The 25438-nt window shown below is 72.9% G+C and carries 20 protein-coding genes; 13 read left to right on the top strand and 7 right to left on the bottom strand.

Going from position 1 to position 25438, the window contains the following annotated elements; translation table 11 throughout:
• Positions 1–176: 176 nt before the first annotated feature.
• Entirely contained in the window at positions 177–1010 is an 834-nt protein-coding gene (locus MMF93_RS04445) for an alpha/beta fold hydrolase (RefSeq protein WP_242749724.1), read from the top strand.
• A 70-nt stretch (positions 1011–1080) separates the two neighbouring features.
• Here MMF93_RS04445 and MMF93_RS04440 read toward each other — a convergent pair whose 3' ends face one another.
• Positions 1081–1881: a glycerophosphodiester phosphodiesterase family protein gene (locus MMF93_RS04440; RefSeq protein ID WP_242749723.1), complete on the bottom strand. Its 801-nt coding sequence runs from the start codon at positions 1879–1881 to the stop codon at positions 1081–1083.
• Positions 1878–2732 (bottom strand): membrane protein YczE, encoded by an 855-nt coding sequence (gene yczE, locus MMF93_RS04435; protein WP_479685620.1) that lies wholly within the window; start codon positions 2730–2732, stop codon positions 1878–1880. The genes MMF93_RS04440 and yczE overlap by 4 nt, the downstream gene beginning before the upstream one ends.
• 48 nt (positions 2733–2780) lie before the next feature.
• Here yczE and yczR point away from each other — a divergent pair, with 48 nt between their 5' ends.
• Positions 2781–4379: a MocR-like transcription factor YczR gene (gene yczR, locus MMF93_RS04430; protein WP_242749721.1), complete on the top strand. Its 1599-nt coding sequence runs from the start codon at positions 2781–2783 to the stop codon at positions 4377–4379.
• A 28-nt stretch (positions 4380–4407) separates the two neighbouring features.
• Here the strand turns inward: yczR and MMF93_RS04425 are convergent, their stop codons facing one another.
• The 3 genes from MMF93_RS04425 to MMF93_RS04415 form a co-directional block, all read right to left on the bottom strand.
• Positions 4408–5907, bottom strand: coding sequence for a P-loop NTPase family protein (locus MMF93_RS04425; RefSeq protein ID WP_341483231.1), 1500 nt, complete (start codon positions 5905–5907; stop codon positions 4408–4410).
• Positions 5908–6122: 215 nt separating this feature from the next.
• Positions 6123–6317 (bottom strand): hypothetical protein, encoded by a 195-nt coding sequence (locus MMF93_RS04420; protein ID WP_114015052.1) that lies wholly within the window; start codon positions 6315–6317, stop codon positions 6123–6125.
• Between the two features lie 219 nt (positions 6318–6536).
• Complete coding sequence (locus MMF93_RS04415; RefSeq protein WP_242749720.1) at positions 6537–7283, bottom strand: YoaK family protein; 747 nt, start codon at positions 7281–7283, stop codon at positions 6537–6539.
• 137 nt (positions 7284–7420) lie between these two features.
• Here MMF93_RS04415 and MMF93_RS04410 point away from each other — a divergent pair, with 137 nt between their 5' ends.
• The 10 genes from MMF93_RS04410 (at position 7421) to MMF93_RS04365 (ending at position 21724) form a co-directional block, all read left to right on the top strand.
• Entirely contained in the window at positions 7421–8773 is a 1353-nt protein-coding gene (locus MMF93_RS04410) for an amidohydrolase (RefSeq protein ID WP_242749719.1), read from the top strand.
• Between the two features lie 537 nt (positions 8774–9310).
• A complete protein-coding gene (locus MMF93_RS04405; protein ID WP_242749717.1) occupies positions 9311–11125 on the top strand; it encodes a hypothetical protein in 1815 nt (604 codons plus the stop codon).
• Positions 11122–11535 (top strand): hypothetical protein, encoded by a 414-nt coding sequence (locus tag MMF93_RS04400; RefSeq protein WP_242749715.1) that lies wholly within the window; start codon positions 11122–11124, stop codon positions 11533–11535. The genes MMF93_RS04405 and MMF93_RS04400 overlap by 4 nt, the downstream gene beginning before the upstream one ends.
• Positions 11536–11965: 430 nt before the next feature.
• Entirely contained in the window at positions 11966–12319 is a 354-nt protein-coding gene (locus tag MMF93_RS04395) for a hypothetical protein (protein WP_242749713.1), read from the top strand.
• Between the two features lie 198 nt (positions 12320–12517).
• Positions 12518–13708: an acyl-CoA dehydrogenase family protein gene (locus MMF93_RS04390; RefSeq protein ID WP_242749711.1), complete on the top strand. Its 1191-nt coding sequence runs from the start codon at positions 12518–12520 to the stop codon at positions 13706–13708.
• A gap of 179 nt (positions 13709–13887) precedes the next feature.
• Positions 13888–16503, top strand: a complete 2616-nt coding sequence (locus MMF93_RS04385; protein ID WP_242749709.1) for a serine/threonine-protein kinase — start codon at positions 13888–13890, stop codon at positions 16501–16503.
• A 116-nt stretch (positions 16504–16619) separates the two neighbouring features.
• The gene (locus tag MMF93_RS04380; RefSeq protein WP_242749707.1) at positions 16620–17723 is read left to right on the top strand and encodes a nitronate monooxygenase; all 1104 of its coding nucleotides are present in this window, start codon (positions 16620–16622) and stop codon (positions 17721–17723) included.
• A 121-nt stretch (positions 17724–17844) separates the two neighbouring features.
• Entirely contained in the window at positions 17845–19386 is a 1542-nt protein-coding gene (locus tag MMF93_RS04375; protein ID WP_242749705.1) for an acyl-CoA synthetase, read from the top strand.
• Positions 19387–19546: 160 nt separating this feature from the next.
• Entirely contained in the window at positions 19547–21001 is a 1455-nt protein-coding gene (locus MMF93_RS04370; RefSeq protein ID WP_242749703.1) for an amino acid permease, read from the top strand.
• Positions 21002–21019: 18 nt separating this feature from the next.
• A complete protein-coding gene (locus MMF93_RS04365) occupies positions 21020–21724 on the top strand; it encodes an alpha/beta fold hydrolase (RefSeq protein ID WP_242749701.1) in 705 nt (234 codons plus the stop codon).
• Positions 21725–21751: 27 nt separating this feature from the next.
• Here MMF93_RS04365 and MMF93_RS04360 read toward each other — a convergent pair whose 3' ends face one another.
• Positions 21752–22558 carry an SDR family oxidoreductase gene (locus MMF93_RS04360; protein WP_242749699.1) on the bottom strand — a complete coding sequence of 269 codons (807 nt, stop codon included), beginning with the start codon at positions 22556–22558 and terminating at the stop codon, positions 21752–21754.
• 164 nt (positions 22559–22722) lie between these two features.
• Positions 22723–24363: an acyl-CoA synthetase gene (locus tag MMF93_RS04355; protein ID WP_242749697.1), complete on the bottom strand. Its 1641-nt coding sequence runs from the start codon at positions 24361–24363 to the stop codon at positions 22723–22725.
• A gap of 266 nt (positions 24364–24629) precedes the next feature.
• Between MMF93_RS04355 and MMF93_RS04350 the strand changes: the two genes are divergently transcribed.
• A complete protein-coding gene (locus tag MMF93_RS04350; RefSeq protein WP_242749695.1) occupies positions 24630–25430 on the top strand; it encodes a crotonase/enoyl-CoA hydratase family protein in 801 nt (266 codons plus the stop codon).
• Positions 25431–25438 lie beyond the last annotated feature (8 nt).

Raw genomic sequence — 25438 nt, 5'->3', positions numbered from 1 at the left:
GAGACTACAGTCCGCCGCTCCGGCGACGGAAAGGCCCCGAGCTCTCGCCCGGGCGTCTGGCAGGCTGAGCGGCGCCCGCACGCCCTTCGCGGGCCCGCCTTCCTTCCGGGGGCCTGCTGGTATCCGCTGATCCCCCCCCCGTTGATCCGCCCCCGTACCGTGAGGAGTGCCCCGCCGTGTCACAGGACCGCGAGCAGCCACAGGGCGCGTCAGGACCGGCCGAGCGCACCGCCACCGTCGGCGGCCGCCGCGTCACCTACCTCGACTCGCAAGGCCCCAGGCCCGCACTCCTGGCCCTGCACGGTCACTTCGGACGCGGCCGGATCTTCGCACCGCTGGCCCGCGCGCTCGCCGGCCGCTACCGCCTTCTCGCCCCCGACCAGCGCGGCCACGGCCACTCCGACCGGGCGGACACCTACGCTCCCGAGGCCTACGCCGACGACGCCGCGGCCCTCCTGGACGCGCTCGCCATCCCCTCCGCCGCCGTACTCGGCCACTCCATGGGCGGCGCCGTCGCCTTCGTCCTCGCCGCGCGGGCCCCCGAGCGGGTCCGCGCCCTGCTCGTCGCCGACATGACCGTGCTCAACCGGGAACCCGAAGCCCATCCCGTGCTCGACTGTTCGAGGTGGCCGCGCCGCGCCGCGAGCCGCCGCGCGCTCGGTTCCGCCATCGAGGCGCACGGCGTTCCGGACGCGGGCTACTTTCTGGACAGCGCCGCCGAGTTCCACGACGGCTGGGGGCTGCTGTGCGACCCCGGCGCCATGATGGCCTCGCAGCGCGCCTTCGCCGGGGACCTGAGCGCCTGGTGGCGGGCTTCCGGGCAACCCGCGCTGCTGATGCGCGCCGAGCACAGCTTCATGCTGTCCGAGCGGGTGGCCCGCCGGATGGCAGACGAACGCCCCCGCACCGAACTGGTCGCCTTCCCCGGCTGCGGCCACTGGCTGTACGAGGACGACCCGGACGGATTCGCGCGGGCCGTCGGTAGCTTTCTCGACCGCGCCGTCGGCTGAGCGCCGCCCTCCCCGCCGAGCCTCCGGCTCAGGGACCGCCAGACCGCCCGGCCGGCTCCGCCCTGCCCGTTCAGTCCCGCGGCCAGACACCGCGCTCGGTGAACACCTCGCGCACCATCTCCAGCTGGTCGGTCATGATGCCGTCGACGCCCAGGTCCAGCAGCGCCTCGGCGCGTGCGCGGTCGTTGACCGTCCACACGTGCACCTGGAGCCCGCGCGCGTGCGCCGCCCGTACGAAGGCGCGGTCCACGACCCGTACCAGGCCGTGCCGTTCGGGCACCTGAGCGCACCCGGCGCCCCTCGGCAGCCGCCAGGGCAGCCGGCAGGCGCGCATCCGCAGGGCCAGGACTCCGCCGGTGCCCAGCGAGGTCAGCAGCCGCGGCCCGGCCAGCGCCCGTGCCCTGGCCACCCGCGCCTCGTCGAACGAGCCGACGCACACCCGGTCCCAGGCGTCCTCGCGCTCCAGCAACTCCAGCAGGGGGACGAGCGCGTCCGCGGCCTTGACGTCGATGTTCCAGCGTGCGCGGGGCAGCGAGCGCAGCAGGTCGGCGAAGAGCGGTATCGGCTCCCTGCCCGCCACCCGGGCCCTGCGCACCTCGGCCAGGCTCAGCCCGGCGATCGGGCCGTCGGCGTCCGTGGTGCGGTCCAGCGTCGCGTCGTGGAAGGCCACCAGGGCGCCGTCGGCGGTGGTGTGGACGTCGGTCTCCATGTAGCGGTAGCCGAGCTCGGCGGCGCGGGCGAAGGCCGCGTGGGTGTTCTCCAGGCCCGAGGCGGCACCGCCCCGGTGTGCGAAGGCCAGCGGTGCCGGGTGGGCCAGGAAGGGATGCGCGGGGCCGGGGGAACGGCCGTCTGTCGGTCGTACGTTCGTCACCGCCGCAGTATCGCGCGCCGCTGCCGGCCGCCACGGGCCACCACCCGAGAGGCGCGCTGCGTACCCTTCGTGCTCTCCGCGCTCTCCGCGCCGGAGGCTGCGGCACCCTCTGCGCCCGAGCCCGCGGCACCCTCTACGCCGGTGCCCCCGGTGCCCCCGGTGCCCCCGGTGCCCTGTTGCTCGGGCAGGGCGAAGACGCGGAGGAAGAACTGGGCGAGCGGGCCGATCGCCAGCGCGTACAGCACCGTCCCCACGCCGAAGGCGCCGCCCAGCAGGATGCCGCTGATCAGCACCGCCACCTCGATCCCCGTTCGCGCGAGCCGGATGGAGCGGCCCGTGACCCTGTGCAGCCCCGTCATCAGCCCGTCACGGGGCCCCGGGCCGAAGCGCGCAGAGATGTAGAGGCCGGTCGCGGCGCCGTTCAGCACCACACCGGCGACCAGCAGCCCGATCCGGAAGACGAGCGCGTCCGCGTGCGGCAGCAGCCACAAGGTGGCGTCCATCGACAGACCGACCAGGAAGACGTTGGAGACCGTGCCCAGCCCGGGGCGCTCCCGCAGCGGCCACCACAACAGCAGCACCAGCGCCCCGACGACGATCGAGACGGTGCCGATGGACAGGCCCGTGTGTTCGGACACCCCCTGGTGGAAGACGTCCCACGGGTCCAGTCCCAGCTCCGCGCGGACCATCAGCGCCGCGCTCGCCCCGTACAGCACGAGACCCACGTACAGCTGGACGAGCCGACGGGGCAGACGCCTGCTGGAACCGCCGGAACTGCCGGAACCTCTCGATGTGGACAAAGACCTACCCCTTCTCGTGCCGGTGGACCGTCGCGTGGCACTCTGTGGCATGGAAGCAGGCCATTTCTATGGCCAATCTCGGAGAGGTGGACCGAAGAGATGGCGCACTGGAACTCCGCGGTGGGCGCCGTGCAGCTCGCGCGGCTCCTGGGTTCGCAGCACTCGGTGCGGCGCGAGGCCAAGGGAGCGGCGCGGGACCTGATCGCTCCGGGAAGCGTGCTTGCGGGCGGGAGCGCCGCCGACGTAGCGCGCAAGGTGCCCGCTTACCGTTCCCTGGCCGACGGCCTGCGGCTGCTCGTCCTGGAGGGCCGTATCCCCGTCGCGACCCGGCTGCCCGCCGAGCGGGAACTCGCGTCCGCGCTGTCGGTGAGCCGTACCACCGTCGCCGCGGCCTTCGAGGCGCTGCGCGCCGACGGGTTCCTCGCATCGCGCCGCGGCTCCGGCAGTTGGACCACCGTGCCGGCGGGCAAGCCACTGCCCACCCGTGGACTCGACCCCCTCCCGCCGGAGAACGAGGGCACCGTCATCGACCTGGGCTGCGCCGCGCTGCCCGCCCCCGAGCCGTACATGAGCGAGGCCTTCCAGCGGGCACTGCCGGCCCTGGCCCCCTACGCGCACACCCACGGCGACTACCCGGCGGGGCTGCCCGTGCTGCGGGAGACGGTCGCCGCGCGCTACACCGCGCTGGGCGTACCCACCATGCCGCAGCAGATCATGGTCACCACCGGCGCCATGGGCGGTGTGGCCGCCCTGGCCCGGCTGCTGGTGCCGCGCGGGGAGCGCATCGCCGTCGAACACCCTTCCTACGCCAACATCCTGCAACTGCTGCGCGAGACCGGCGGCCGCCTCGTCCCGGTACCCATGGCCGACCGGCTCGCCGGATGGGACCTGCCCGCCTGGCACCGCACCCTGCGCGAGGCCGCGCCCCGGCTCGGGTACGTCGTCGCGGACTTCCACAACCCGACGGGCGCCCTGGCCGACGCGGAGCAGCGCCGCGAACTGATCGGCGCGGCCCGTGCCTCGGGCACGGTCCTCATCGCCGACGAGACCATGGCCGAACTGCCGCTCGGACCGCCGGGGGCCACCGGCACCCCCGCCACCGGGTCCCCTGGCCTGGAGATGCCCCCGCCCATGGCGGCCTACGACCCGGGCGGTTCGACCGTCATCACCGTCGGCTCCGTCAGCAAGTCCATCTGGGCCGGGCTGCGCATCGGCTGGATCCGCGCCGCACCCGAGGTGATCCGCAGTCTCACCGCGGCCCGCGCCTACGCCGACCTGGGCAGCCCCGTCCTCGAACAGCTCGCCGTCAGCGAACTGCTGTCGGGCGACGGCTGGGAACAGGCCGTCACGCTCCGCCGCGCGCGGGCCAGGGAGAACCGCGAGGCGCTCACCGCTGCCGTGCGCGACCTGCTGCCCGACTGGGAGTTCACCGTGCCGCACGGCGGCCTCACTCTGTGGGTGCGCACCGGTGGTCTGTCCGGGTCCCGGATCGCCGAGGCGGCCGAACAGCTGGGCGTGCGCGTGCCGTCGGGTCCGCGGTTCGGTGTGGACGGCGCCTTCGAGGGGTTCGTCCGGCTCCCGTTCACCATCGCCGAGCCGCTCGCCAGGGAGGCCGCGGGACGGCTCGCGGCCGCCGCCGACCTCGTACGCTCCGGCGCCCCCACCCCCTCCGACCTGCCCCGCTCCTACGTGGCCTGACCCTTGCAGTAAGGGGCCTGCCCCGCTCCTACGTGGCCTGGCCCTCCCGCGGAGGGGCGACCCGGAACGCGGTGGCCGCCGCGCCCTCGCCCGTGGACGGCTCGTGCACGGACGCCGGCAGCAACTGGCCGACCGCCAGCCGTTCGGGCTCACCCACCGTCTCGTCCAACGGGTCGGGCGTGGCGGGCACCTGCAGCCGCAGCACCGGCCCCTGGCCCAGTCTGGCGAACCCCCGGCCGCGCGCCACGTGCGCTCCCGGGCCGGTCTGCGGTGCCTCACCGAGCACGGCTCCCGCCTGCCCGGGCGACACGGAGCCGAGCACCACCCTGGCCCTGGCGTGCGCCAAAACGGTGTCCGTGAGCATGTCCAGATCCTCGAACTGCTCGGCCACCACGACGGTCACGCCGGCGGCGCGGCCGTGCCGCAGCGGCACCCGCAGCAACTGCTGCGGGTCGATCCTCTCCTCGGCGTCCGCGAGATGGCTGAGCGCCGCGGGCCGGTCCAGCACGATCCACAGCGGCTGCCTGACCTCCTCGGGCACCGGCTCGCCGCGCTGTCTTGCCCTGCTGGTCACCAGCAACCGCCGCTCGGTCTCCCGTGCCGCCCACTCCAGCGCGGACAGCGCGCCGGGCAGCGTCGACTCCACGCCCAGCACTCCGTGGCGCGCCGCGAAACAGGAGAACTCGCCGCCCCCGTCGCCGTCGACGAACAGCACCTCGCCCCGGTGCAGCGCCTGGAGCGCGAGCGAGCGCAGCAGCGAACTCGTCCCGGCCCCCGGCGTTCCCACGGCCAGCAGGTGTGGCTCCGTCGCGCGGTGCCCGGTGCGCCACACCACGGGCGGTACGTCGAGGGGGGCGGCCGCGCCCAGGAAGTGCACGGGAACGGTGCGCCGGACCTCGTAGCCGTCCGTGAAGCCGAGCACCGTCTCGCCGGGCGCCGTGACGAACGGCCGGGCCAGTACGCCGCAGGGGAGCGGTGCGAGTGCCGCCATCTCCAGCCGGTTGCCCTCCATATCCCAGCTGAAGCGGTACTCGCGCCCCCGGCCGGTCTTGGCCGCCAGCACGCGCTCGACCCGCAGCCGCTCCTCGGGCTCGCCGTCGAGGAACGCGGCCGGGTAGCTCAGCAGCAGGTCGCTGATCCGCCCGTCGCGGAACGCGAACTCCTCGAAGACGCGCTCCCACGCACCCCCGGGGACGTACAGCGGCTCGTGGTGCGGATCCTCCGCCGGCGCGAAGTAGGGCACCAGCGCCTCGTAGAGCGCCCTCAGGCGCGCGCACTCCTCGACGCTGGGCCCCGTGCGCGCGGCGGGCCTCGTCGCGCCCTCCCTCCCGTACCATCCTGCGGCGGCCAGCAGGCCCAGCGCCGCCAGCACGGGGCCGAAGGGCAGCACCCACACCAGGGCACCGCACGCCGCGGCGACGAACAGCGCGGGACCCCGCCGTTCCCTCGGCGTGCGGTCCCACCAGGCCCTGCCGCGGACCGTGAGGCACCGCACCCCGCGGCAGAGCACCAGCACGGGATGCAGCACGTCGAGGACCCCGTCGACCCCCGCCCGCGCCGCACCCCGCCCGGCACTTCGAGCGCCACGCCACGACAGCGGCTGTGTCTTTGGCGGTTTCAGCGGTTCAAGCGGTTTCAGCGGTTTCGGCGTCCTCGGCGTCTTCGCCCACCGGCCCACGCCCAGCTCCTCCCTGGCCTGCTCGCCGCGGGTCCGCCGCGTCGGCCGCGGACCCGCGCCGACGACTAGAACTTGATGCCGCCGAGGAGGCTCGCCAGGCTTTCACCTCCCGCTTTGATGCCGGGTGCCATCGCGGTGCCCGCGATGTAGAAGCCGAAGAGGGCGCACACCAGCGCGTGGGAGACCTTGAGATTGTCCTTCCGGAAGAACAGGAAGACGATCAGGCCCAACAGCACGACACCCGAGATCGAGAGAATCACCAGTACTCCTGATGTAGGGGACGGTCACCATGAGTTTCACCAGCTTCACAGATCGTGTGCTTGGTAGGAAACTCGCATTTGGGTGATTTACTGCCTAACGCCCCTGAACGGGTCGTGTCGTTGCCGGGCTCGCGGTGGAACCCCCTTCTCGTGGCACACCGCGCACCGGCCCCCGAAGCGGGCACCGGGACAGGATCCGGCCGCCAGCCTTCACCCCCGTCATCCCCGTCGCCCTCGGCGCTCCCGCCGTCCTCCCGGCGACCGCCGCAGGCCTGCCCGTACCGCCGGCAAGGCGGTACGGGCGGCGCCGGCCCGCTGGCAGGCCAGCGCCACCAGGAGGAGCACGGCAGGACACGCGAAGGCCGCGGGCGCCGCCACGATCCGCAGACCGGCGGCGGCCGCCCCGCCTGCCACGACGGCGACCAGCCGGAGCCCGGCCCAGGTGCTGGGCGGCGGGCCGCCCGCGGGCAGTTGGGCGAACAGGGCGGTGAGCGTGCCGGTGAAGTACGTGCTCGGCGCCGCCATGGAGCCGCCCGCGAGCATGGCCGAGGACTGGAGGCCCATCGCCGTCGCCGCCGTCACCAGCAGCACGGTCCGCCACTCTCCCTCGGGCGCGCCGCCCGAGGAGGCCGCCACCCCGGCGAACCCGCCCAGCAGCAGCACCTCCAGCCACAGGCACCCCACCACCCGCTTCGGCCAGCCGCCGGGCCGCGCGCCGGTGTCCGCACCGCGGCACACCCTGGCGGCCAGCACGGTGCCCGCCACGTACCCGGCGAGGGCGAGCGCGGCGGGCAGCCCGCGTGCGCCGCCGCTGCCCGCGGTGACCCCCATCAGCACGAGGTTGCCTGTCATCACGCCCGCGAACACGTGGCCGAGTGCGGTCAGCGCCAGCGCGTCGACGGAGCCGGACGCCGCCGCCAGGAACAGCACCGAACACTGCGCACGTGCGTTCATGCTCTCGGCCATCCCGTCACGGTAGGCCGCGCCCGGGCCGCCCCGGCCGCCGAACCGCCGCGCAGCCGGCACCCTCACGCCCGCCCCGACGCCCCCCGCGGGGCACATCACTGTCCCCGGGGCACATCTCTCACGGAAAGGCCCCTGCCATGACCGACGCCAGCGGTTCGACCGCGTCCGGCGGCTCCTCCGAGTCCACCGACTCCGGCAACTCCGGCGACCCGGTGACGGCCTCGGCAGCCGAAGCCGTACTGTCCGGGCTCGGGGACGTCCGCGAGAGCCTGGAGAGTTTCTACAAGGACCTGCACCAGCACCCGGAGCTCGGATTCCAGGAGCACCGCACGGCGGGTCACGTCGCCCAGGCGCTGAACGAGTGGGACTACGAGGTCACCGAGGAGGTCGGGCAGACGGGCGTCATCGGCGTGCTGCACAACGGTGAAGGGCCGACGGTCCTGCTGCGCGCGGACATGGACGCGCTGCCCGTGCGCGAACAGACGGGCCTGCCCTACGCCTCCGCCGCGACCGGCACCGACAGTGACGGCGTGGAGCATCCGGTGATGCACGCGTGCGGCCACGACGTGCACGTCACCTGCCTGCTGGGCGCGGCCCGGCTGCTGGCTGCCGGCACCGACGTCTGGCAGGGCACGCTGGTCGTGCTCTTCCAGCCGAACGAGGAGAACGGTTCGGGTGCCAGGGCGATGGTCGACGACGGTCTCGCCCAGCGGATTCCGCGCCCCGACGTGGCGCTGGGCCAGCACGTGCTGCCCGCGCCCGCCGGATCCGTCCTCACCAGGTCCGGCGTCATGATGGCGGCCTCCGACAGCCTCCGCGTCACCCTGCACGGGCGGGGCGCGCACGGCTCCATGCCCGAACGCGCGATCGACCCGGTGGTGTTGGCCGCCATGGTCGTCATCCGCCTCCAGACCGTCGTGGCGCGCGAGATCTCCGCCACCACGCCCGCAGTGGTCACCGTCGGCTCGATCAGGGCGGGCAGCGGGCCCAACATCATCCCGGACACCGCCGAGCTCCAGCTCAACATCCGCTCGTTCGACGAGGAGGCACGCACCCGCATCCTGACCGCCGTCCGCAGGATCGTGACCAGCGAGTGCGCCGCCTCCGGCGCGGACCGCGACCCGGAGTTCGAGACCCTGAGCGAGTTCTTCGTCACCGACAACGACGAGGAGGCGACCAGCCGGATCGCCGCCGCGTTCGAGGCGTCCTTCGGGCGGGACCGGGCGCTGACGGTCGGTCTCGTCCCGGCCAGCGAGGACTTCGGCGAACTCCCCGCGGGCCTCGGGTGCCCGTCCAGCTACTGGGGCCTCGGCGGCATCGACCCCGACACCTACCGCAAGGCCGAGCGCGCCGGGACCGTCGACCGGGACATCCCCAGCAACCACAGCTCCCGCTTCGCGCCGGTCGTCCAGCCCACTCTCGACATGGGCGTCCGCGCCCTGGTCACCGCCTCCCTGGCCTGGCTGGCCCCGCGGCCGAAGGGCAGCTGACCCGTCCCTGCGGGCGATGACTGCGCGGCCGCGCCGGCTGAACTCAGCCGGCGGCCCGTCTCGCTGCCCGACGGGGACGCCCCGGAGCGGAGCGCCCGCGCCGGCGCACCGATGCTGCGGTACAACATGCGGCCGAACCGCGGCACGGGCCGTGGAGAGTCGTCGTCACCACCGCATCCACCGGCGGTGACCGGCGACGGGTAGCCGCCCCCCCGGGGTAGGAGGCCACCAACTACCGCCGCGCTGCGCGCCGTTGTGCGCTCGTACCGGTGCCCGACGACGCGGACGTCTACACCCGGCTGGCCGCCTGCCTGGGGCGCCGACCGTAGTCAGCGGTACGAATCGCCAACCGTGGACGGCACAACCATCGGCCATCGGACGTGTCTCTCTGCGACGGAAGCGTCAACAGAGCATGACTGTGGGCCCCTGGTTGGCTGAATTACCAGGGCAGCCGTTTCCCGCTGTCATCGGCATCGACTACGGTCGAGGATTCCCCAACGGGAGGATTCTCCGGTTGAGGCCCGCAACGGGAGGTTCATGGACACATCGCCGCCACGCCACACCCGGAGCGAGGCCACCCGGCTGCTCTGCGCCGGCAGCTACCTGAGCCCCGACTTCCGCAGGCAGGTCGTCGACGAACTCGTGGCGCACGAGGAGCGAACGGTCGCTCCCTCCCTGGGGGTCGATGTCCTGCCCGTTCTCGGACACGCGTTGCGCGCACGTCGTCTGGAAGCCGTAGCGGCGGTCGCGCTGCTGACGGCCTGGGCCGTCTTCTTGACCGCGGACAGGGAACCGCTGCTCTCCGTCCCGGACACCTTCCGGGCATTCCCGCCGTTCGGCCTGCTCGCGACGGTGAACGAGCACTCACCGTGGGCCTGTTGGTATGCGGTGGTGTGCCTGGGCATGCTGCTGGCCCGCTACGTCTCCGGCCTGCCGCTCGCGAGTTACATGGGAGCGCCCCTGCTCTCCGGATTCCGGAAGCTGGGCCTCATGCGGAGGGTATTCGGCATCGCCCTCACCTTGCTGTCCTGGGTGCATGGTGCCGTCTACTGGTTCTTCGCGCTGATCCTCTGGCGAGGAGGCCCCGTTGCCGTGGTCTTCCCGCTGCTGATCGCCTGCGTGGTCTGGGCCCACCGGGTGCGAGTGACCCGGATCCTGCGTTCCGAACTGAGCCGGGAGACCTTCGCCCACCGGCACGAGGCACGTCGAGAAGTCCAGCTGCCCGACACCGCGCGCTACCGCAGGTTGCGGCGCTTCATCCTGCGCGAACAGCACGCGTCCGGATCCGTCTACAACCCTCAGCTCCCGTTCGTCGGCGCAGGCACACCGCACCAGCCCTGGTCCCTGGCCCTGGAACTGCAGCACACGGGGAAACACGGCGTCGCCGGCGAAGGCGGGCGCGCCCTTCCCCCGCAGAGCACGGGCACCGATCCGGCCCTCACGCCACGGCACGTCATCGACCTCATCACACCGCGTCTCGAATCGCTCCGTGCTGCGGCTGCCCGCACCGGCCGGGACCGGCTCAAGGACCTGGAGGTCCAGGAATTCGTCTACCTGCCCGCCGGTGTGCCCCGAAGCAGCGACGTGGTCTTCCGGCCCGAGCAGCTGCAACAGCACCTCGGCGATGCGGTGAACGAAGGCGCGGAGGCCCGCCGCCACTTCCTGCGCATCAGAGTCGGCGCCTGGGACGAGCAGATCGTGGTCACCGTCTTCGTACGGGTACACACCCAGGGCGGGATGCTGATCCTGGAGGTCGCCCCGCATGTGCTCGGGCCGATCAGAGAGGACTTCGCCGAGGTCGACGCGGTCGCTGCCCGCTCGGGGGCGGTACGGGACGTTCCACGCACCGCGTTGCGGGCACTGACTCTCGGACCGAGCACGTCCATGGCCGCACGTGACTGGCCGAGCGAACTCGTCCGGTCCGTCTTCGCCGCCCCGAGCGTAGCTCCGGCCACCGGCATCTCGGCGCTGTGGACCCTTCTCATGGTGTTGCGGACCTGGCTGCTCGAGCCGGAACACGCGACCCCGGGCGCACCCGTCAAATCCGTGCGGGAAATGGGTAGTGCGGCGGTCTCCTCGCTCTTCCAGGAGATGGACGTGAGCCGGTACGTGAAGACCGTTCAGGACCGTATCGCCTCGGGTGTCAGGGACGCCCTGGAACAGCGGGGTTACCGGACGGACAGGTTCGAGCAGCAGATCGTCAATGTCGGAGAGGGCGGTCTCTTCATCGGTGAGATGAACGGGGGCACCGCGCTCGGCCAGGTGACCGGTGGTGCGGTCGCCACCGGCGAGAGGGGCCGTGCGCGCAGTACCGCTGCGCAGGCCGCCAAGGACGGGAGGGTTGAGAAGTGAGCCGGAGCGAGCAGCCCGATCAGCCGGAGAGCCGACGCGAGGAGAGGTTGGCCGGCGGTGGCGACGTGCACATCGGCGCCATGACCGGAGGCGCCGTCGCGACGGGTTCGCACGGGCGGGCCGTGCACCGGGCCGCGCCGGCCGGTTCTCCGAGCGAGGACGTCACACGGGAACTGGTCGCGGCCTTGGCCATGCTGAACGAACACCTGCGACTGCTGACGCCCACGGAGGAGACGGCCGGAGTGCGCTCCGAGATCGAGACCATCAGGGCCGACATCGACCGTTCGGGGGCCGCGCCCGCCTCGAGCCTCGAGCGGCTCCGCGCCTACCTGGAAGTGGGTACGACGGCCGTCTCGGGGCTCGCTTCGGCTCTGCCGGTGGTTCAGGCCATCGAACGAGTACTCGGCTGAGGCGCACGGGGTGCGCTACGACCCGGAGAGCCAGCGATGGGTGGTCGAGGACGACACTCCGCCGTCCCCGGGCCTGGACTCGCCGCAGGACCCTCCCGCGCGCAGGACCTCGCGCTGGTCGGTACGGCGGCGTTTCTCGCAACGGTGGCCGGAAGCGGCACAGTTGGCGGTTGTCGTCGCCTTCTGCGGAGGAGCCATGGTCGGGTTGTGGGCCGGACATGTCCGCGACGACGACGGCGATGCACCGTCCCAGCCGCCGGCGACGCACAGCGGGCACCCGGGGCCGGGCCCATCGCAGCCCTCCGGACCGTCCGGCGGGGACGAGGCGCCCCCGGGAAGCCCCCCAGGTCCGGAAGGTCCCGAAACCGGCGCCGTCGCGGGCCCGGACGGCTCCCGCACAGAGGTGCCACGGGGCTGGAAACGCTTCGACATGTTCCGCGAGCCGGACAGGGTCAGCTACGAAGCGCCGGCCGGAAGAGCACACCGCGTCATCATCTTCAGGGCGCACGAACAAACCCCCGCCGCCTCGCTGCATGCCGCTGCGGAGCGCGGCAGAAAAACCCTCCCCGAATACCACCAGAACACCTACCGGGTAGGCCCCGGGACCGCCATGCGCGAGTTCACCTTCACCCATCACAAGTTCGGCGGACAACTCGCCGTGGACCGCCGCTTCACCGCGGACGACAAGCGCTACGCGGTCATCGCCTACGGGCCGCCCGAGGCGGCCGAGGCGACCAGGAAGGTGGCCCACCGTGCCGTGACCACCTTCCGGAGCACCGACTGAGGCCCGCGCGCCCCGAGAGGGATTTGTCGCGGCACCGGCGAACCCGCTCTCGGCCCCCCTCCGGCCCGTGCGAACGAGGTGAGAGGGCGGGAGGAAGCCGGGGCGACGGGCCTTCGCACCCACACGGCCATTCCTTTGTGGTGGAACGCGTTCTACTGTGTGCGCCGCTACGGGGACCCGTCGTGGAGCGGAGGGGCCGTGTATCTGGACTACACAGCGGAACAGCAGGAGCTGCGCGCACAACTGCGCGAGTACTTCGGACGGCTCGTGCCCGAGGACGCGCACACGCGCTACGCCGAGCCGGCCGCCCAGAAGGAGTTCTACCGACGCACCGTGCGGCAGCTGGGCCGGGACGGATGGCTGGGCGTGGGATGGCCGCGCGAGTACGGCGGCCGGGGGATGAGCGCCGTCGAACAGTTCGTCTTCTTCGACGAGGCGGCGCAGGCGGGCGTCCCGCTGCCGCTGATGGCGCTCAACACCGTCGGCCCGACCCTCATGCGCTACGGCACCGACGAGCAGAAGGGATACTTCCTGCCGCGCATCCTGGCGGGCGAGCTCGACTTCGCCATCGGCTACAGCGAACCCGAGGCCGGCACCGACCTGGCCTCCCTCACCACCCGCGCCGTGCGCGAGGGCGACGCCGAGAGCGGGCACTACCTCGTCAACGGGCAGAAGATCTGGACCACGAACGGGGACACCGCCGACTGGGTGTGGCTCGCGGTGCGCACCGACCCCCACGCCAAGCCGCACCAAGGCATCACCCTGCTGCTCGTGCCGACCGACGACCCCGGCTACTCGTGCACCGTCATCACCACGCTCGCCTCCCACGACACCACGGCCAGCCACTACGAGAACGTGCGGGTGCCGGTGAGCCGCCGCGTCGGGGAGGAGAACGGCGGCTGGCGACTGATCACCACCCAGCTCAACCATGAGCGCGTCACGCTGGCCGCACACGGCACCATGGCAGTGCGCGCCCTCGCCGACACCCGGCGCTGGGCGCGGCGGACCAAGCTCGCCGACGGCCGCCGCGTCATCGACCTGGGCTGGGTCCGCACCCGTCTGGCACGCGCGCACGCCCGCCTGGACGCGATGAAACTGCTCAACTGGCAGATGGTGGACGCGCTCGACAAGGGCGCGCTGACCCCGCACGACGCCTCGGCCGTGAAGGTCTACGGCAGCGAGGCGCGCCGTGACGCCTACGCCTGGCTGATGGAGGTCGTCGGCGCCGCGGGGCCGCTCAAGGAGGGCTCGGCGGGCGCGGTGCTCGGCGGGGAGCTGGAGCGCGGCTACCGCAGTGCCGTGATCTTCACCTTCGGCGGCGGGAACAACGAGATCCAGCGCGAAATCATCTCCTGGATCGGTCTCGGCATGCCGCGGGTGCGGCGCTGAACGTCCGTACGGTCCACCTGTGCGGTCCGTTCGGTGTACGAACACGTCACTAGCGCGCCGAACCAGTCAAAGGCGTACACCCTGTCCCCGGAGGGCATACACGGGCAGGAACGAGGCAGCCATACTGGGCAGACAGGGAGGAACGCGCACCAGGACGTGACGACGGGGGCGAGACGGGGATGGTTCCAAGCACCCTGATCCATGACCGTTACCGGCTGCTCGAGCTCATCGGGCGCGGCGGTATGGGAGAAGTGTGGCGGGCGCACGACGAGTCGCTGGGCAGGAGAGTGGCGGTCAAGTGCCTCAAACCACTGGCACAGCGCGGGGACGCCGCGTTTCTGCGCGTGGTGCGCGAGCGCTTCAGGCGTGAGGCGCGCGTCGCGGCCTCGCTGCAGCACAAAGGCGTCACGGTGGTGCACGACTTCGGCGACGACGAGGGCCTGCTCTACCTCGTCATGGAGCTGCTGGAGGGGCGCAACCTCAGCCAGTTGCTGGAGGAGAGCAAGCGGCAACCGCTGCCGGTGTCCGAGGTCCTCGATGTCGCCGAGCAGGTCTCCGCTGCCCTGGCCTACACCCACGCGCAGGGTGTCGTGCACCGCGATCTGAAGCCGGCGAACGTCATGCGTACGGCGGACGGCACCGTCAAGATCTGCGACTTCGGCATCGCGCGCCTGGCCCACGACATCGGCTTCACCGCCAAGCTGACCGGCACCGGCATCGCCATGGGCACCCCGCACTACATGTCGCCCGAACAGATCGCCGGAACCGCCGTCGACCACCGCAGCGATCTCTACTCGTTCGGGTGCGTCCTGTACGAACTGGCCACCGGCGCGCCCCCGTTCACCGGAGGGGACGCCTGGTCCGTCCTCGTCGGCCATCGCGACGTGCCGCCCGAGCCGCCCCGCAGCCACCGCCCGGAGCTGCCGGCCCCGCTGGAGGAGGTCGTCTCCTGGCTGCTGTCCAAGGCACCGGAGGAGAGGCCGGACGACGCCGCGGACCTGTCGGCGCGACTCGCGGCCGCCAGGGCCTGCCTCCCCGCCCGGTCCGCAGGGCCGGCGGCTTACGCGGGATCCATGGGCCCGGCGGACTCCGCCGGCCGGGCGATCTCCGCCGGCTCGCCGGCCTTCGTGGGCCAGGCGGCGGGCGAGCTGGCGGGGTGGGGCGGCGCGGCGGCGCGAGAGGCCCTGCTGGCGTGGGAGGACCCGGCCGTGCGAGGCGGCAGGCGGCCGGGGGATGTGGGCGCGGACGACGCGCGGGACGGCGAGGCCGCCACGGAAGGGCCGGCCCCCGGCCCGGTGACCGGCCCCGCGGAAGCCGCCCCCCTGTGGATGCCCGGGTGGGCCCGCGGCATGGGCGGTGGGCTGCCGGCCCACGGTCTGCTTGCGCGGCGGACACCGCCGTGGGTCGGGGCCGAACCGAGCGGACTCTCCGGGCAGTGGGCAGGCGGCGGCCCCGCCTGGCCCCCGACCGCCGACGAGGCGCCGGCGGCGGTTGCGGTGAGCGGGGGTGGCCCCCGCGCGCTCTCCGCGGCGCCCCGCGCACGCTCCACCGAGCCTCGCGCGCTTTCCGCCGAGCCCCGTACGCCCGGCGCGAGCAGCTGCGCCGCGCCCGCCGACCCCCCACCCGTGCCGGCCCACCCGCCCCATGCCGCCCACCCCCCGGGGGCCGCCCACCTGTCCGGGGCCGCCCACCTTCCCGGGGCCGCACTCCTGCCGGGCGGTGCCCACCCGCCCGGGGCAGCCCACCCGTCCCATGCTGCCCATCCGCCGGCTGGTGCCCGTCCCTCCGGCGGCGCCCACCTGCCCGGGCCGATCCACCCGCCCAACTCCGGCGACCCCTCCTGCGGCGCCCACCTGCCCGGGCCGATCCACCCGCCCAATGCCGCGCTCCCGCCGGATGGTGCCCACCCGCCCGCGGCAGCCCACCCGTCCCATGCTGCCCATCCGTCGGCTGGTGCCCGTCCCTCCGGCAGCGCCCACTTGCCCGGGCCGGTCCACGCGCCCAACTCCGGCGACCCGTCCTGCCGCGCCCACCTGCCCGGGGCCGCCCACCCGTCCGGGGCCGTCCACTCGCCGGATGGTGCCCAACCGCCCGGGGCAGTCCCCCCGTCCAACACCGCCCTCCCGCCGGGCGGTGCCCAACCGCCCGGCGGCGCGCACCTGCCTGCTGGTGCGCGCCCCGCGCTGCTCGCCGTCCTGGCGAGCAGGCACAGCGCGGGGGAGAGCCTGGGGCGCCTCGGCTGTTGGGGAGAGGCGTACGAGGCGCACGCGGCGGTCGCCGCCGAGCGGTACGAGCTGCTTGGTGCCTGCCACCCCGACACGCTCACCAGCCGGTTGGCGGCCGGTCACGCGCTGGGCCGGCTCGGCCGCTGGGAGGAGGCCTGGGAGCTGTGCCACGGTGTGGCGCTGGACCGTGCCCGGATCTTCGGGGACGAGCACCCGCACACGCTGTCGGCCCGCGACGAGAGCGCCGGCTGTCTGCGTCGGCTCGGCCGTGCCGCCGAGGCCGTGGAGCTGAGCCGCGACCTGGTCGCGGCGCGGACTCGGGTGAGCGGCCCGGCCGCCCCGGCGACGCTGCGGGCCCTGAGCGGACTGGGCGCCGGACTCGGCTGCCTCGGCCGCTGGGAGGAGGCGCTGGACATGCACCGGCACGTGAGCTCACTGCGCCACCGTGTGCTGGGTCCTGCCGATCCCGAGACGCTGGCCAGCAGGAACGAGGAGGCGCACTGCCTGGAGCGGCTGGGCCGCGGCGAGGAGGCGGCGCGGGTCTACCGGGCGCTGGCGCTCAGGTCGTGACGAAGCACGAGGGGCCGCTCACGTCGCGAGGGGGCAGGCGCGGCGCCGCCGGCGAAAACTGACGCCGCGTCAGAAAAAGTCTTCCCTCCGACACCAGGCTGCGGCATCCTGCGCCCATGCAGACGGAGCTGAGCACCCAACTGGGAGCAGAGCACGCACTCTTCGGCTTCACACCCTTCCCCGCCGTGGCTGCCGCGCTCACCCGCGCGGGCGGCTTCGGCGTGCTCGGCGCCGTGCGGTACGGCGCCGCCGACGACCTCAGACGCGATCTCGACTGGATGGCGGCGCACACCGGCGGGCTGCCGTGGGGTCTCGATGTCGTGATGCCGGCCAAGAAGGTCGAGTCGGTCACCGAGGCCGACGTCGAGGCCATGATCCCCGAGGGGCACCGCCAGTACGTGCGGGAGGTTCTGGACAGGTACGACGTCCCCGACCTGCCCGACGGCCAGGACGGCGGCTGGCGCATCACCGGCTGGATGGAGGAGGTCGCGCGCAGCCAGCTCGACGTCGCCTTGGACTATCCCGTCAAACTCCTGGCCAACGCGCTCGGTTCACCGCCGCCCGACGTGATCGAGCGGGCTCACCAACGCGACATCCCCGTCGCCGCTCTCGCCGGCAGCCCCCGGCACGCCGAGCGGCACAAGGAAGCGGGCATCGACATCATCGTCGCGCAGGGCTACGAGGCCGGCGGTCACACCGGGGAGATCGCCACGATGGTGCTGACCCCCGAGGTCGTCCGCGCCGTCGCACCCCTCCCCGTGCTCGCCGCGGGCGGCATCGGCAGCGGCGAGCAGATGGCCGCGGCCCTCGCGCTGGGTGCCCAGGGCGCCTGGCTGGGTTCCGTGTGGCTGACCACCACCGAGGCCGACCTCGGCTCGCGGGCCCTCACGCGCAAACTACTGGCCGCCACGGCCGGGGATACGGTGCGCTCCCGGGCGCTGACGGGCAAGCCGGCGCGGCAGTTGCGGACCGACTGGACGGACGCCTGGGAGCCGGGTCAGGGGCCGGGACCGCTTCCGATGCCCCTGCAGGGCCTGCTGGTGGCGGAGGCCAACTCGCGGATACAGCGGTACGAGGTGGAGCCGCTGCTCGGCACGCCCGTCGGGCAGATCGTCGGGTCCATGAACAGCGAGCGTTCGGTCCAGGCCGTCGTCGACGAGCTGACCCGCGGGTTCGAGGCCGCCGTCGCGCGGCTGAACGGCATCGCGGGTGCCGGCTGAGGGACGGCCGGCAGGGGGACGGGCCGACAGGGGGACGGGCCGACAGGGAGGGGGGCCCGCGGAGCGCGGGCGGAGGACGGGGAACGGGGAGACAGCGGCACAACCCAGAAGGGAGCCCGAGATGAACGCACCCAACGGGTTCTGGGCGCAGGCCCAGCAGGACCCGGGGCGTACGGCCCTGATCGCACCGGGCGGTGACCCGTGGTCAGCCGACCGCCTGCGCGCGGAGTGCGACAAGCTCACGCACGGCCTGCGGGCGGCGGGTCTCAAGGAGGGCGACGCGTTCGCCACGGTGCTGCCCAACGGCCCGGAGTTCATCGTCGCCTACCTTGCCGCCACCCAGGCGGGCTTCTACATGGTTCCGGTCAACCACCACTTGGTGGGCCCGGAGATCGCGTGGATCCTCGCCGACTCGGGGGCGAAGGTCCTCCTGGCGCATCCGCGGTTCGCCGCCGCGGCGACAGCGGCAGCGGACGAGGCCGGGTTACCGCCGGGGCAGCGCTACGCCGTGGGCGGCGCCGTCGAGGGCTTCCGCGCCTACGACGACCTCGTGCGGGACCAGCCGGCGACGCCACCGCAGGAGCGCACCAGCGGCTGGGTCATGAACTACACCTCCGGCACCACGGGCCGCCCCCGCGGCATCCGCCGCCCGCTCAGCGGCAAGCGGCCCGAGGAGACCTATCTGGGCGGTTTCCTCGGCATCTTCGGCATCCGGCCCTTCGACGGCAACGTGCACCTCGTCTGTTCGCCGCTCTACCACACGGCGGTCCTCCAGTTCGCCGGCGCGGCGCTGCACATCGGCCACCGGCTGGTGGTGATGGACAAGTGGGATCCGGAGGAGATGCTGCGGCTCATCGACCGGCACGGGTGCACCCACACCCACATGGTGCCCACCCAGTTCCACCGGCTGCTGGCGCTGCCGGACGCGACCCGCCGGGCCTACGACGTCTCCTCGATGCGGCACGCCGTCCACGGCGCCGCGCCCTGCCCCGACCACGTCAAGCGGGGCATGATCGAGTGGTGGGGCGGTTGCGTGGAGGAGTACTACGCGGCGAGCGAGGGCGGCGGCGCGTTCGCGACGGCCGAGGACTGGTTGAAGAAGCCCGGCACGGTGGGCAGGGCCTGGCCGATCAGCGAGCTGGCCGTCTTCGACGACGACGGCAACAGGCTCGGCCCGGGGGAACTGGGCACCGTGTACATGAAGATGTCGACCGGCGGGTTCTCGTACCACAAGGACGAGGACAAGACGCGCAGGAACCGAATCGGCGACTTCTTCACGGTCGGTGATCTGGGCTACCTGGACGAGGACGGCTACCTGTTCCTGCGGGACCGCAAGATCGACATGATCATCTCGGGCGGGGTGAACATCTACCCCGCCGAGATCGAGGCGGTGCTGCTGACCCATCCCGCCGTCGCGGACGCCGCCGCCTTCGGTGTGCCGCACGACGACTGGGGTGAGGAGGTGAAGGCGGTCGTCGAGCCCGCCGCCGGGCACGAGGCGGGGGAGAGGCTCGCCGAGGGGATTCTGGCCCACTGTGCGGACCGGCTCGCGGGATACAAACGCCCCAAAACGGTGGACTTCATCGCCGAGATGCCCCGCGATCCGAACGGCAAGCTCTACAAGCGCCGCCTGCGCGACCCCTACTGGCAGGACCGCCCCTGAGGCGCCCCGCGGTCCACCGCGGCGAACGATGCGCAAGAGAGACCTCGTGGCCACTTTCCACCCCATCCTGTCGCGGCCATGATGATCACGCGTGGTCGCGGGCCACCTGTCCGCGCGGCGCCGTCATCGGCAATCCACGGCAGGAACAGGAAGAGGTCCTATGCCCGGGCTCTGGAGCGGGGAAGGCGTACTGCGCCGCAAACCCATCGAGCAGATCGACGAACCTGAGGGAGGCTCAGGACAGCAGCTCACCCGCACGCTCGGCCTGCGCCATCTGACGGCGATCGGCGTCGGCGGCATCATCGGCGCGGGCGTCTTCAGCCTGGCGGGCACCGTCGCCAACGGCAAGGCAGGCCCTGCCGTGCTGATCTCCTTCCTCATCGCGGGTCTGGCCAGTGCCTGTGCGGCCCTGTCCTACGCGGAGTTCGCCGGCCTGATCCCCAAAGCGGGCTCCGCCTACACCTACGGCTACGCGGTGCTGGGCGAGCTCGGCGGCTGGTTCATCGGCTGGGACCTGCTGCTGGAGTACACCGCGATCGTCTCCGTGGTGGCCATCGGCATCTCCGGATACTTCTCGTTCCTGCTGGAGGAGATGGGCGCCTCGCTGCCCGCCTGGATGCTGGGCGCGCCGGGAACGGGCGACGGACACCGGGTCGACCTGTTCGCGGCGCTGCTGTGCCTGCTGATCGCCTACGCGCTGACCCGCGGCATCAAGAGCGCGGCACGGTTCGAACTGGTCGTCGTGGTCCTGAAGGTCGCCGTCGTCCTGCTGGTGATCGTCGTCGGCGTCTTCCACATCAAGTCGGCCAACTACGAGCCGTTCTTCCCCTTCGGCCTCTCCGGCGCGTTCACCGGCGCCGCCACCGTCTTCTTCGCCGTCTTCGGCTACGACGCGATGAGCACGGCGGCCGAGGAGTCGCAGGACGCGCAGAAGCACATGCCCAAGGCGATCATCTACTCGCTGGTCATCTCCATGGTCCTGTACGTGGCCGTGTGCCTGGTGCTGACGGGGATGCAGAACTACAAGGACATCGACCCGGACAGCGGCTTCTCCACCGCTTTCAAGTCCGTGGGTCTCAGCAGCGTCGCCGACATCATCGCCGTCGGTGCGATCATCGGCATCCTCACCGTGATGTTCACCTTCATGCTGGGCGTCACCCGCGTGTGGTTCTCCATGAGCCGCGACGGGCTGCTGCCCAAGTGGTTCGCCAAGACCGACCCGGTGCGCCACGTGCCCGTCCGCGTCACCTGGATCGTGGGCGTCGCCTCCGCCGTGCTCGCCGGCTTCCTGCCCATCGAGGAGGCCGCGGAGATGACGAACATCGGCATCCTGCTGGCGTTCGTCGTCGTGTGCGTCGCCGTGATCGTCCTGCGGTACCGGCAGCCCGACCTGCCGCGCAAGTTCAAGGTGCCCGGCATGCCCGTCGTCCCGCTGCTCGGGGTGGTCTTCTCCATCTGGCTGACGACCTACCTCTCCTGGCAGACCTGGGTGCGCTTCGGCGTGTGGTTCGCCATCGGGCTCGTCGTGTACTTCGGCTACTCGTACCGCAGGTCCGAGCTGGCCAAGCGGCCTGACGACACCGCGCCGCCGTCCTTCGAGAAGAAGGACTCCTAGCCGGGTACGGTCCCCCGTATGAGCGAAAACGGAACGCGGACGGTTGTCACGGACGGAGTCGCGCTCGCCTACCGTGCCTGGGGCGCGGAGACGGGGGTCCCCGTCGTCCTGCTCCACTGCCTCGGTGAGGACGGTGAGGACTGGCGCGGCCCCCTCGTCTCGGCGCTCGGCGGCGAGCACCCCGTCTACGCGCTCGATCTGCGCGGTCACGGCGGGAGCGACAGGACCGGGTGCTACGCCATGGCCGACTTCGTCGCCGACCTGCGCGGGTTCCTGGACGCGCTCGGTATCGGGCGGGCGATCCTGGTCGGGCACTCCTTCGGCTCCGTCGTCGCCTATCTCTTCGCCCAGGAGCACCCCAAGCGGGTGGACCGGCTCGTCCTGGAGGAGACCGGCGCGATGCGGCCGCTCGATCCGCCAGGGGAGGTGCCCGAAGCGCCCCGGGGCGCCCAGCTGTTCGACTGGGAGGTCACCGTCCAGTGGGTCACCCAGCGCAACGAGCCCGACCCCGGCTGGTGGGAGCGGCTCGCGTCCATCACCGCGCCCACCCTGCTGGTGGGCGGCGGTGACCGCTCCCATCTCCCGCAGGAGGACCTGCGGGAGATGGCCGAGCGCATCCCCGACGCCCGTGTCGTCACGATCGAGGGCGCGGGCCACCTCGTCCACGAGGCCCGTCCCATGGAGTTCACCCGCGCCGTCCTCGACTTCCTGACCGAGACCTGACCCCGGGGGCGGCGGGGAGCGGCGGCCTCAGCCGGCGGCGGGGTCGAAAGGGACGGGCCAGTGGCGGGAGCGCAGCAGCGCTTCGGTGCCGCCGTCGGCGCACAGGACGGTGCCCACACAGAACGACGCGGCGGGGGAGAGCAGGAAGCGGACGGCCGCGGTGACCTCCGCGGCCCGCCCCGCGCGGCCCAGGGGGACCGGGTAGGCGGCCATGCCGTCCGCGGTCAGCGGGTCGGTGCGGCCCGCCGCGGTCATCGGTGTGTCGATGAGCCCGGGCGCCACCGCGTTGAGCCGGATGCCGCTGCCCGCCCACGCGTGGGTGACCGCGTGCTCGCGCACGTACCAGGCCAGTGCCGCCTTCGTCGCCGGGTAGGTGGCCACGCCGCCCGCGTGGTCGGCGAGGGCGCGCGCCCGGTCCTCGTCCCCGGCCAGGCACGCGGTTGCCAGCTCCGTCGGCCAGCCGGGCTGGCACGTCGCCGAGTTGGAGGAGACCAGCACGGCAGCGGGCCCGCGGGGCGAGCGCAGGAGCGCGGGCCGCAGCCCCTGAAGGAGCCGTACGGCGCCGAAGTGGTTCACCGAGACCATCAGCGACCCGGGGCGCCCTGTGGCCGCCGCGAGCCCCGCGAAGGGGACGAAGCCGTCGAGGACACCGTCCGGGAGGAGTGCGCCGATGCGCCGCAGCGCCGCGTGGCGGCCGCCGGCCGTCGCGAGGTCGGCGGTCACCTCGACGCCCGCCAGGTCGACCCCGATGACGCGGTGGCCTTCCCGGTCCAGTTCGGCGGCGAGCGCGGCGCCCATGCCGGAGGCGGCGCCGGTGACGACGTAGGTGGACACGGATGCGGCCCTCCGGACTCAGGAGACGGGGTCGACCAGCGCACGCCTGCTGCGGATGCGGCCGGCCGGCATGCACGTGTCGCACGGTATGCAGGCCGACCGCACGGCCTCACCCGCGCGTTCCACCTGCCGGGATGTTGCCGTCCGCCTCCGGTTCGGGGCGGTCAGCGCGTCGCTGTCCAGGAGGCCGCCTCCTCAACCGTGCGCCTGGCCCAGCGGTAGTCGGCCTTGCCGCTGGGGGAGCGCTGGACGAGGTCGCAGAAGACGACCGTGCGCGGCACCTTGTACCCCGCCAGCCGCCCGCGCGCGTGCGCGCGCACCGCGTCGCCGGTCAGCGCCGCGGCGCCGGCCCGCGGTTGGACGACGGCCGCCACGCGGTTGCCCCAGCGCTGGTCGGGGACGCCCGTCACGAGGGCGTCGTAGACGTCGGGGTGCGACTTGAGCGCCTCCTCGACCTCCTCGGGGAAGACCTTCTCACCGCCGGTGTTGATGCACTGCGAGCCGCGTCCCAGGACGGTGACCACACCCTCCTCGTCGACGGTGGCCACGTCGCCCAGCAGCACCCAGCGGGCGCCGCCCGCCTCGAAGAAGGTCTCGGCGCTCTTGGCGGGGTCGTTGTAGTAGCCGAGCGGGACGTGGCCGCGCAGGGCGATACGGCCCGTACCGCCGGGTGGCACCGGCTCGTGGGTGGCCGGATCCACCACCGCGGTGCCCTCGTTGACGGCGATGCGGAAGCCCCTGGCGGGGCCGGAGTCCGCCGTCGCCGTGCCGTTGAAGCCGGACTCCGAGGAGCCGAAGTTGTTCAGGAGCAGGGCGTGCGGCACGAGTTGCGCGAACTGGTCCCGTACCGCCTCGGAGAGGATCGCGCCGGAGCTGGAGACCGCCAGGAGAGAGGAGCAGTCGGTGCCCCGCAGCGGCCCGGCGAGCGCGTCCACCAGGGGGCGCAGCATCGCGTCGCCGACCAGCGAGACCGCCGTCACCTTCTCGCGCTCGACGGTGCGCAGCACCTCCTCGGGGACGAACTTGCGGTGCAGCACCACCTTCTGCGCGTAGTCGAAGGCGATGAGGAGGGTGAGCGTGGAGGTCCCGTGCATCAGCGGGGGAGTGGGGAAGAAGACCAGACCCTCGCCGCCCGCCGCCGCCCGCTCGGCCAGTTCCTCAGGACGCCTGACGGGCTCCCCGGTGGGCGCCCCGCCGCCCAGCCCGGAGAAGAAGAGGTCCTCGGCCCGCCACATCACGCCCTTGGGCATGCCGGTGGTGCCGCCGGTGTAGATGAGGAACAGGTCGTCGGCCGAGCGTGGCGCGAAGTCCCGCTCGGGTGAACCGGCCGCCAGAGCCTGCGCGTACGCGACGGGGGCCACGGACGGTTCGGGCGCTCCCTGCGGTGCCGCCCCGACGCGCACGAGGTGGCGGAGTGTCCGGGTGTGCGCCAGGGCGCCCGCCACCCGGGCGGTGAACTCGCCGTCGAAGACGAGCGCGACCAGGTCGGCGTCCCGGTAGAGGTAGGCCAGTTCGTCCTCGACGTAGCGGTAGTTCACGTTGACGGGAACGGCACGGATCTTGAGGCAGGCCAGCAGGGTCTGCACGTATGCGACGCCGTTGTACAGGTGCAGTCCGACGTGGTCGCCCGCGTGGACGCCGCTGCCGGCGAGGTGGTGCGCCAGGCGGTTGGCCGAACGGTCCAGCTCGGCGTACGTCAGTCTGCGCTCCTCGCCCGTGCCGGGGTGGTCCAGGTGGACCAGCGCCTCGCGGTCGGGAACGGTGTCGGCGATCGACTCGAACAGATCGGCAAGGTTGTACTCCACGGCGCGCTCCTCCATGCCAGGGCCCCGGCGTACGTGCTCGGATCGGCGTACGGCGTTGGTGCGTTCCCCCGCGCGTGGCGTCCGGTGCTGCTCGCGGCACCGTGCCTCCGGCGCTCATCAGAGCACCGGGGCGCGAAGACGGGAAGGGGCCCGGCACAAGAAATATGACGGCCTGTCAGAAAACTCTTGAAGTCCGCGCTCCGCTACTGCAACCTGTTCCAGGTCCGCGAGGCCGCGCCTCGGCCCTGGAGACAGGAGGCCCCACGATGGGCGGCACCGAACATCTGACCGTGGAGCGGGTGGGGGCCACCCTGGTGCTCACCCTCAACCGCCCCGAAGCCAAGAACGCCCTCTCCCTGGCCATGCTCGTCGGGCTCTACGACGGGTGGCTCGAAGCCGACGCCGACGACGCCGTACGCTCCGTCGTCCTCACCGGCGCGGGCGGTACCTTCTGCGCCGGCATGGACCTCAAAGCGCTGGCCGGGGGCGGGATGGAAGGCCAGCGACACCGCGCACGCCTGCGCGAAGAACCCGACCTGCACTGGAAAGCCATGCTCCGGCACCACAGGCCGCGCAAACCCGTGATCGCGGCGGTCGAGGGCCACTGCGTGGCAGGCGGCACGGAAATGCTCCAGGGCACCGACATCCGCGTGGCCGGCGAGAGCGCCGTCTTCGGCCTCTACGAAGTACGGCGCGGGCTGTTCCCCCTCGGCGGCTCCACCGTGCGGCTCCCCCGGCAGATCCCGCGCACCCACGCCCTGGAGATGCTCCTGACGGGCCGCCCCTACAGTGCCGCCGAAGCCCAACACGTCGGCCTGATCGGACGAGTCGTCCCCGACGGGACCGCGCTGGACGCCGCCCTGGAGACCGCCGAACGCGTCAACGCCTGCGCCCCGCTGGCCGTCGAGGCCGTGAAGGCCTCCGTCCACGAGACGTCCGCCATGACGGAGGAAGAGGGGCTCGCCGCCGAGTTGGAGCGCGGCTGGCCCCTCTTCGACACCGCCGACGCGAAGGAGGGCGCACGCGCCTTCGCCCAGAAGAGGCAGCCACGCTTCAAGCGGGCATGACGGCTCCT

The organism is Streptomyces tubbatahanensis (assembly GCF_022699385.1).
In the GTDB taxonomy this organism is placed as follows: domain Bacteria; phylum Actinomycetota; class Actinomycetes; order Streptomycetales; family Streptomycetaceae; genus Streptomyces; species Streptomyces diacarni.
Note: the sequence above shows the minus strand (reverse complement) of the source record. Positions and strands in the feature narration are given on the sequence as shown.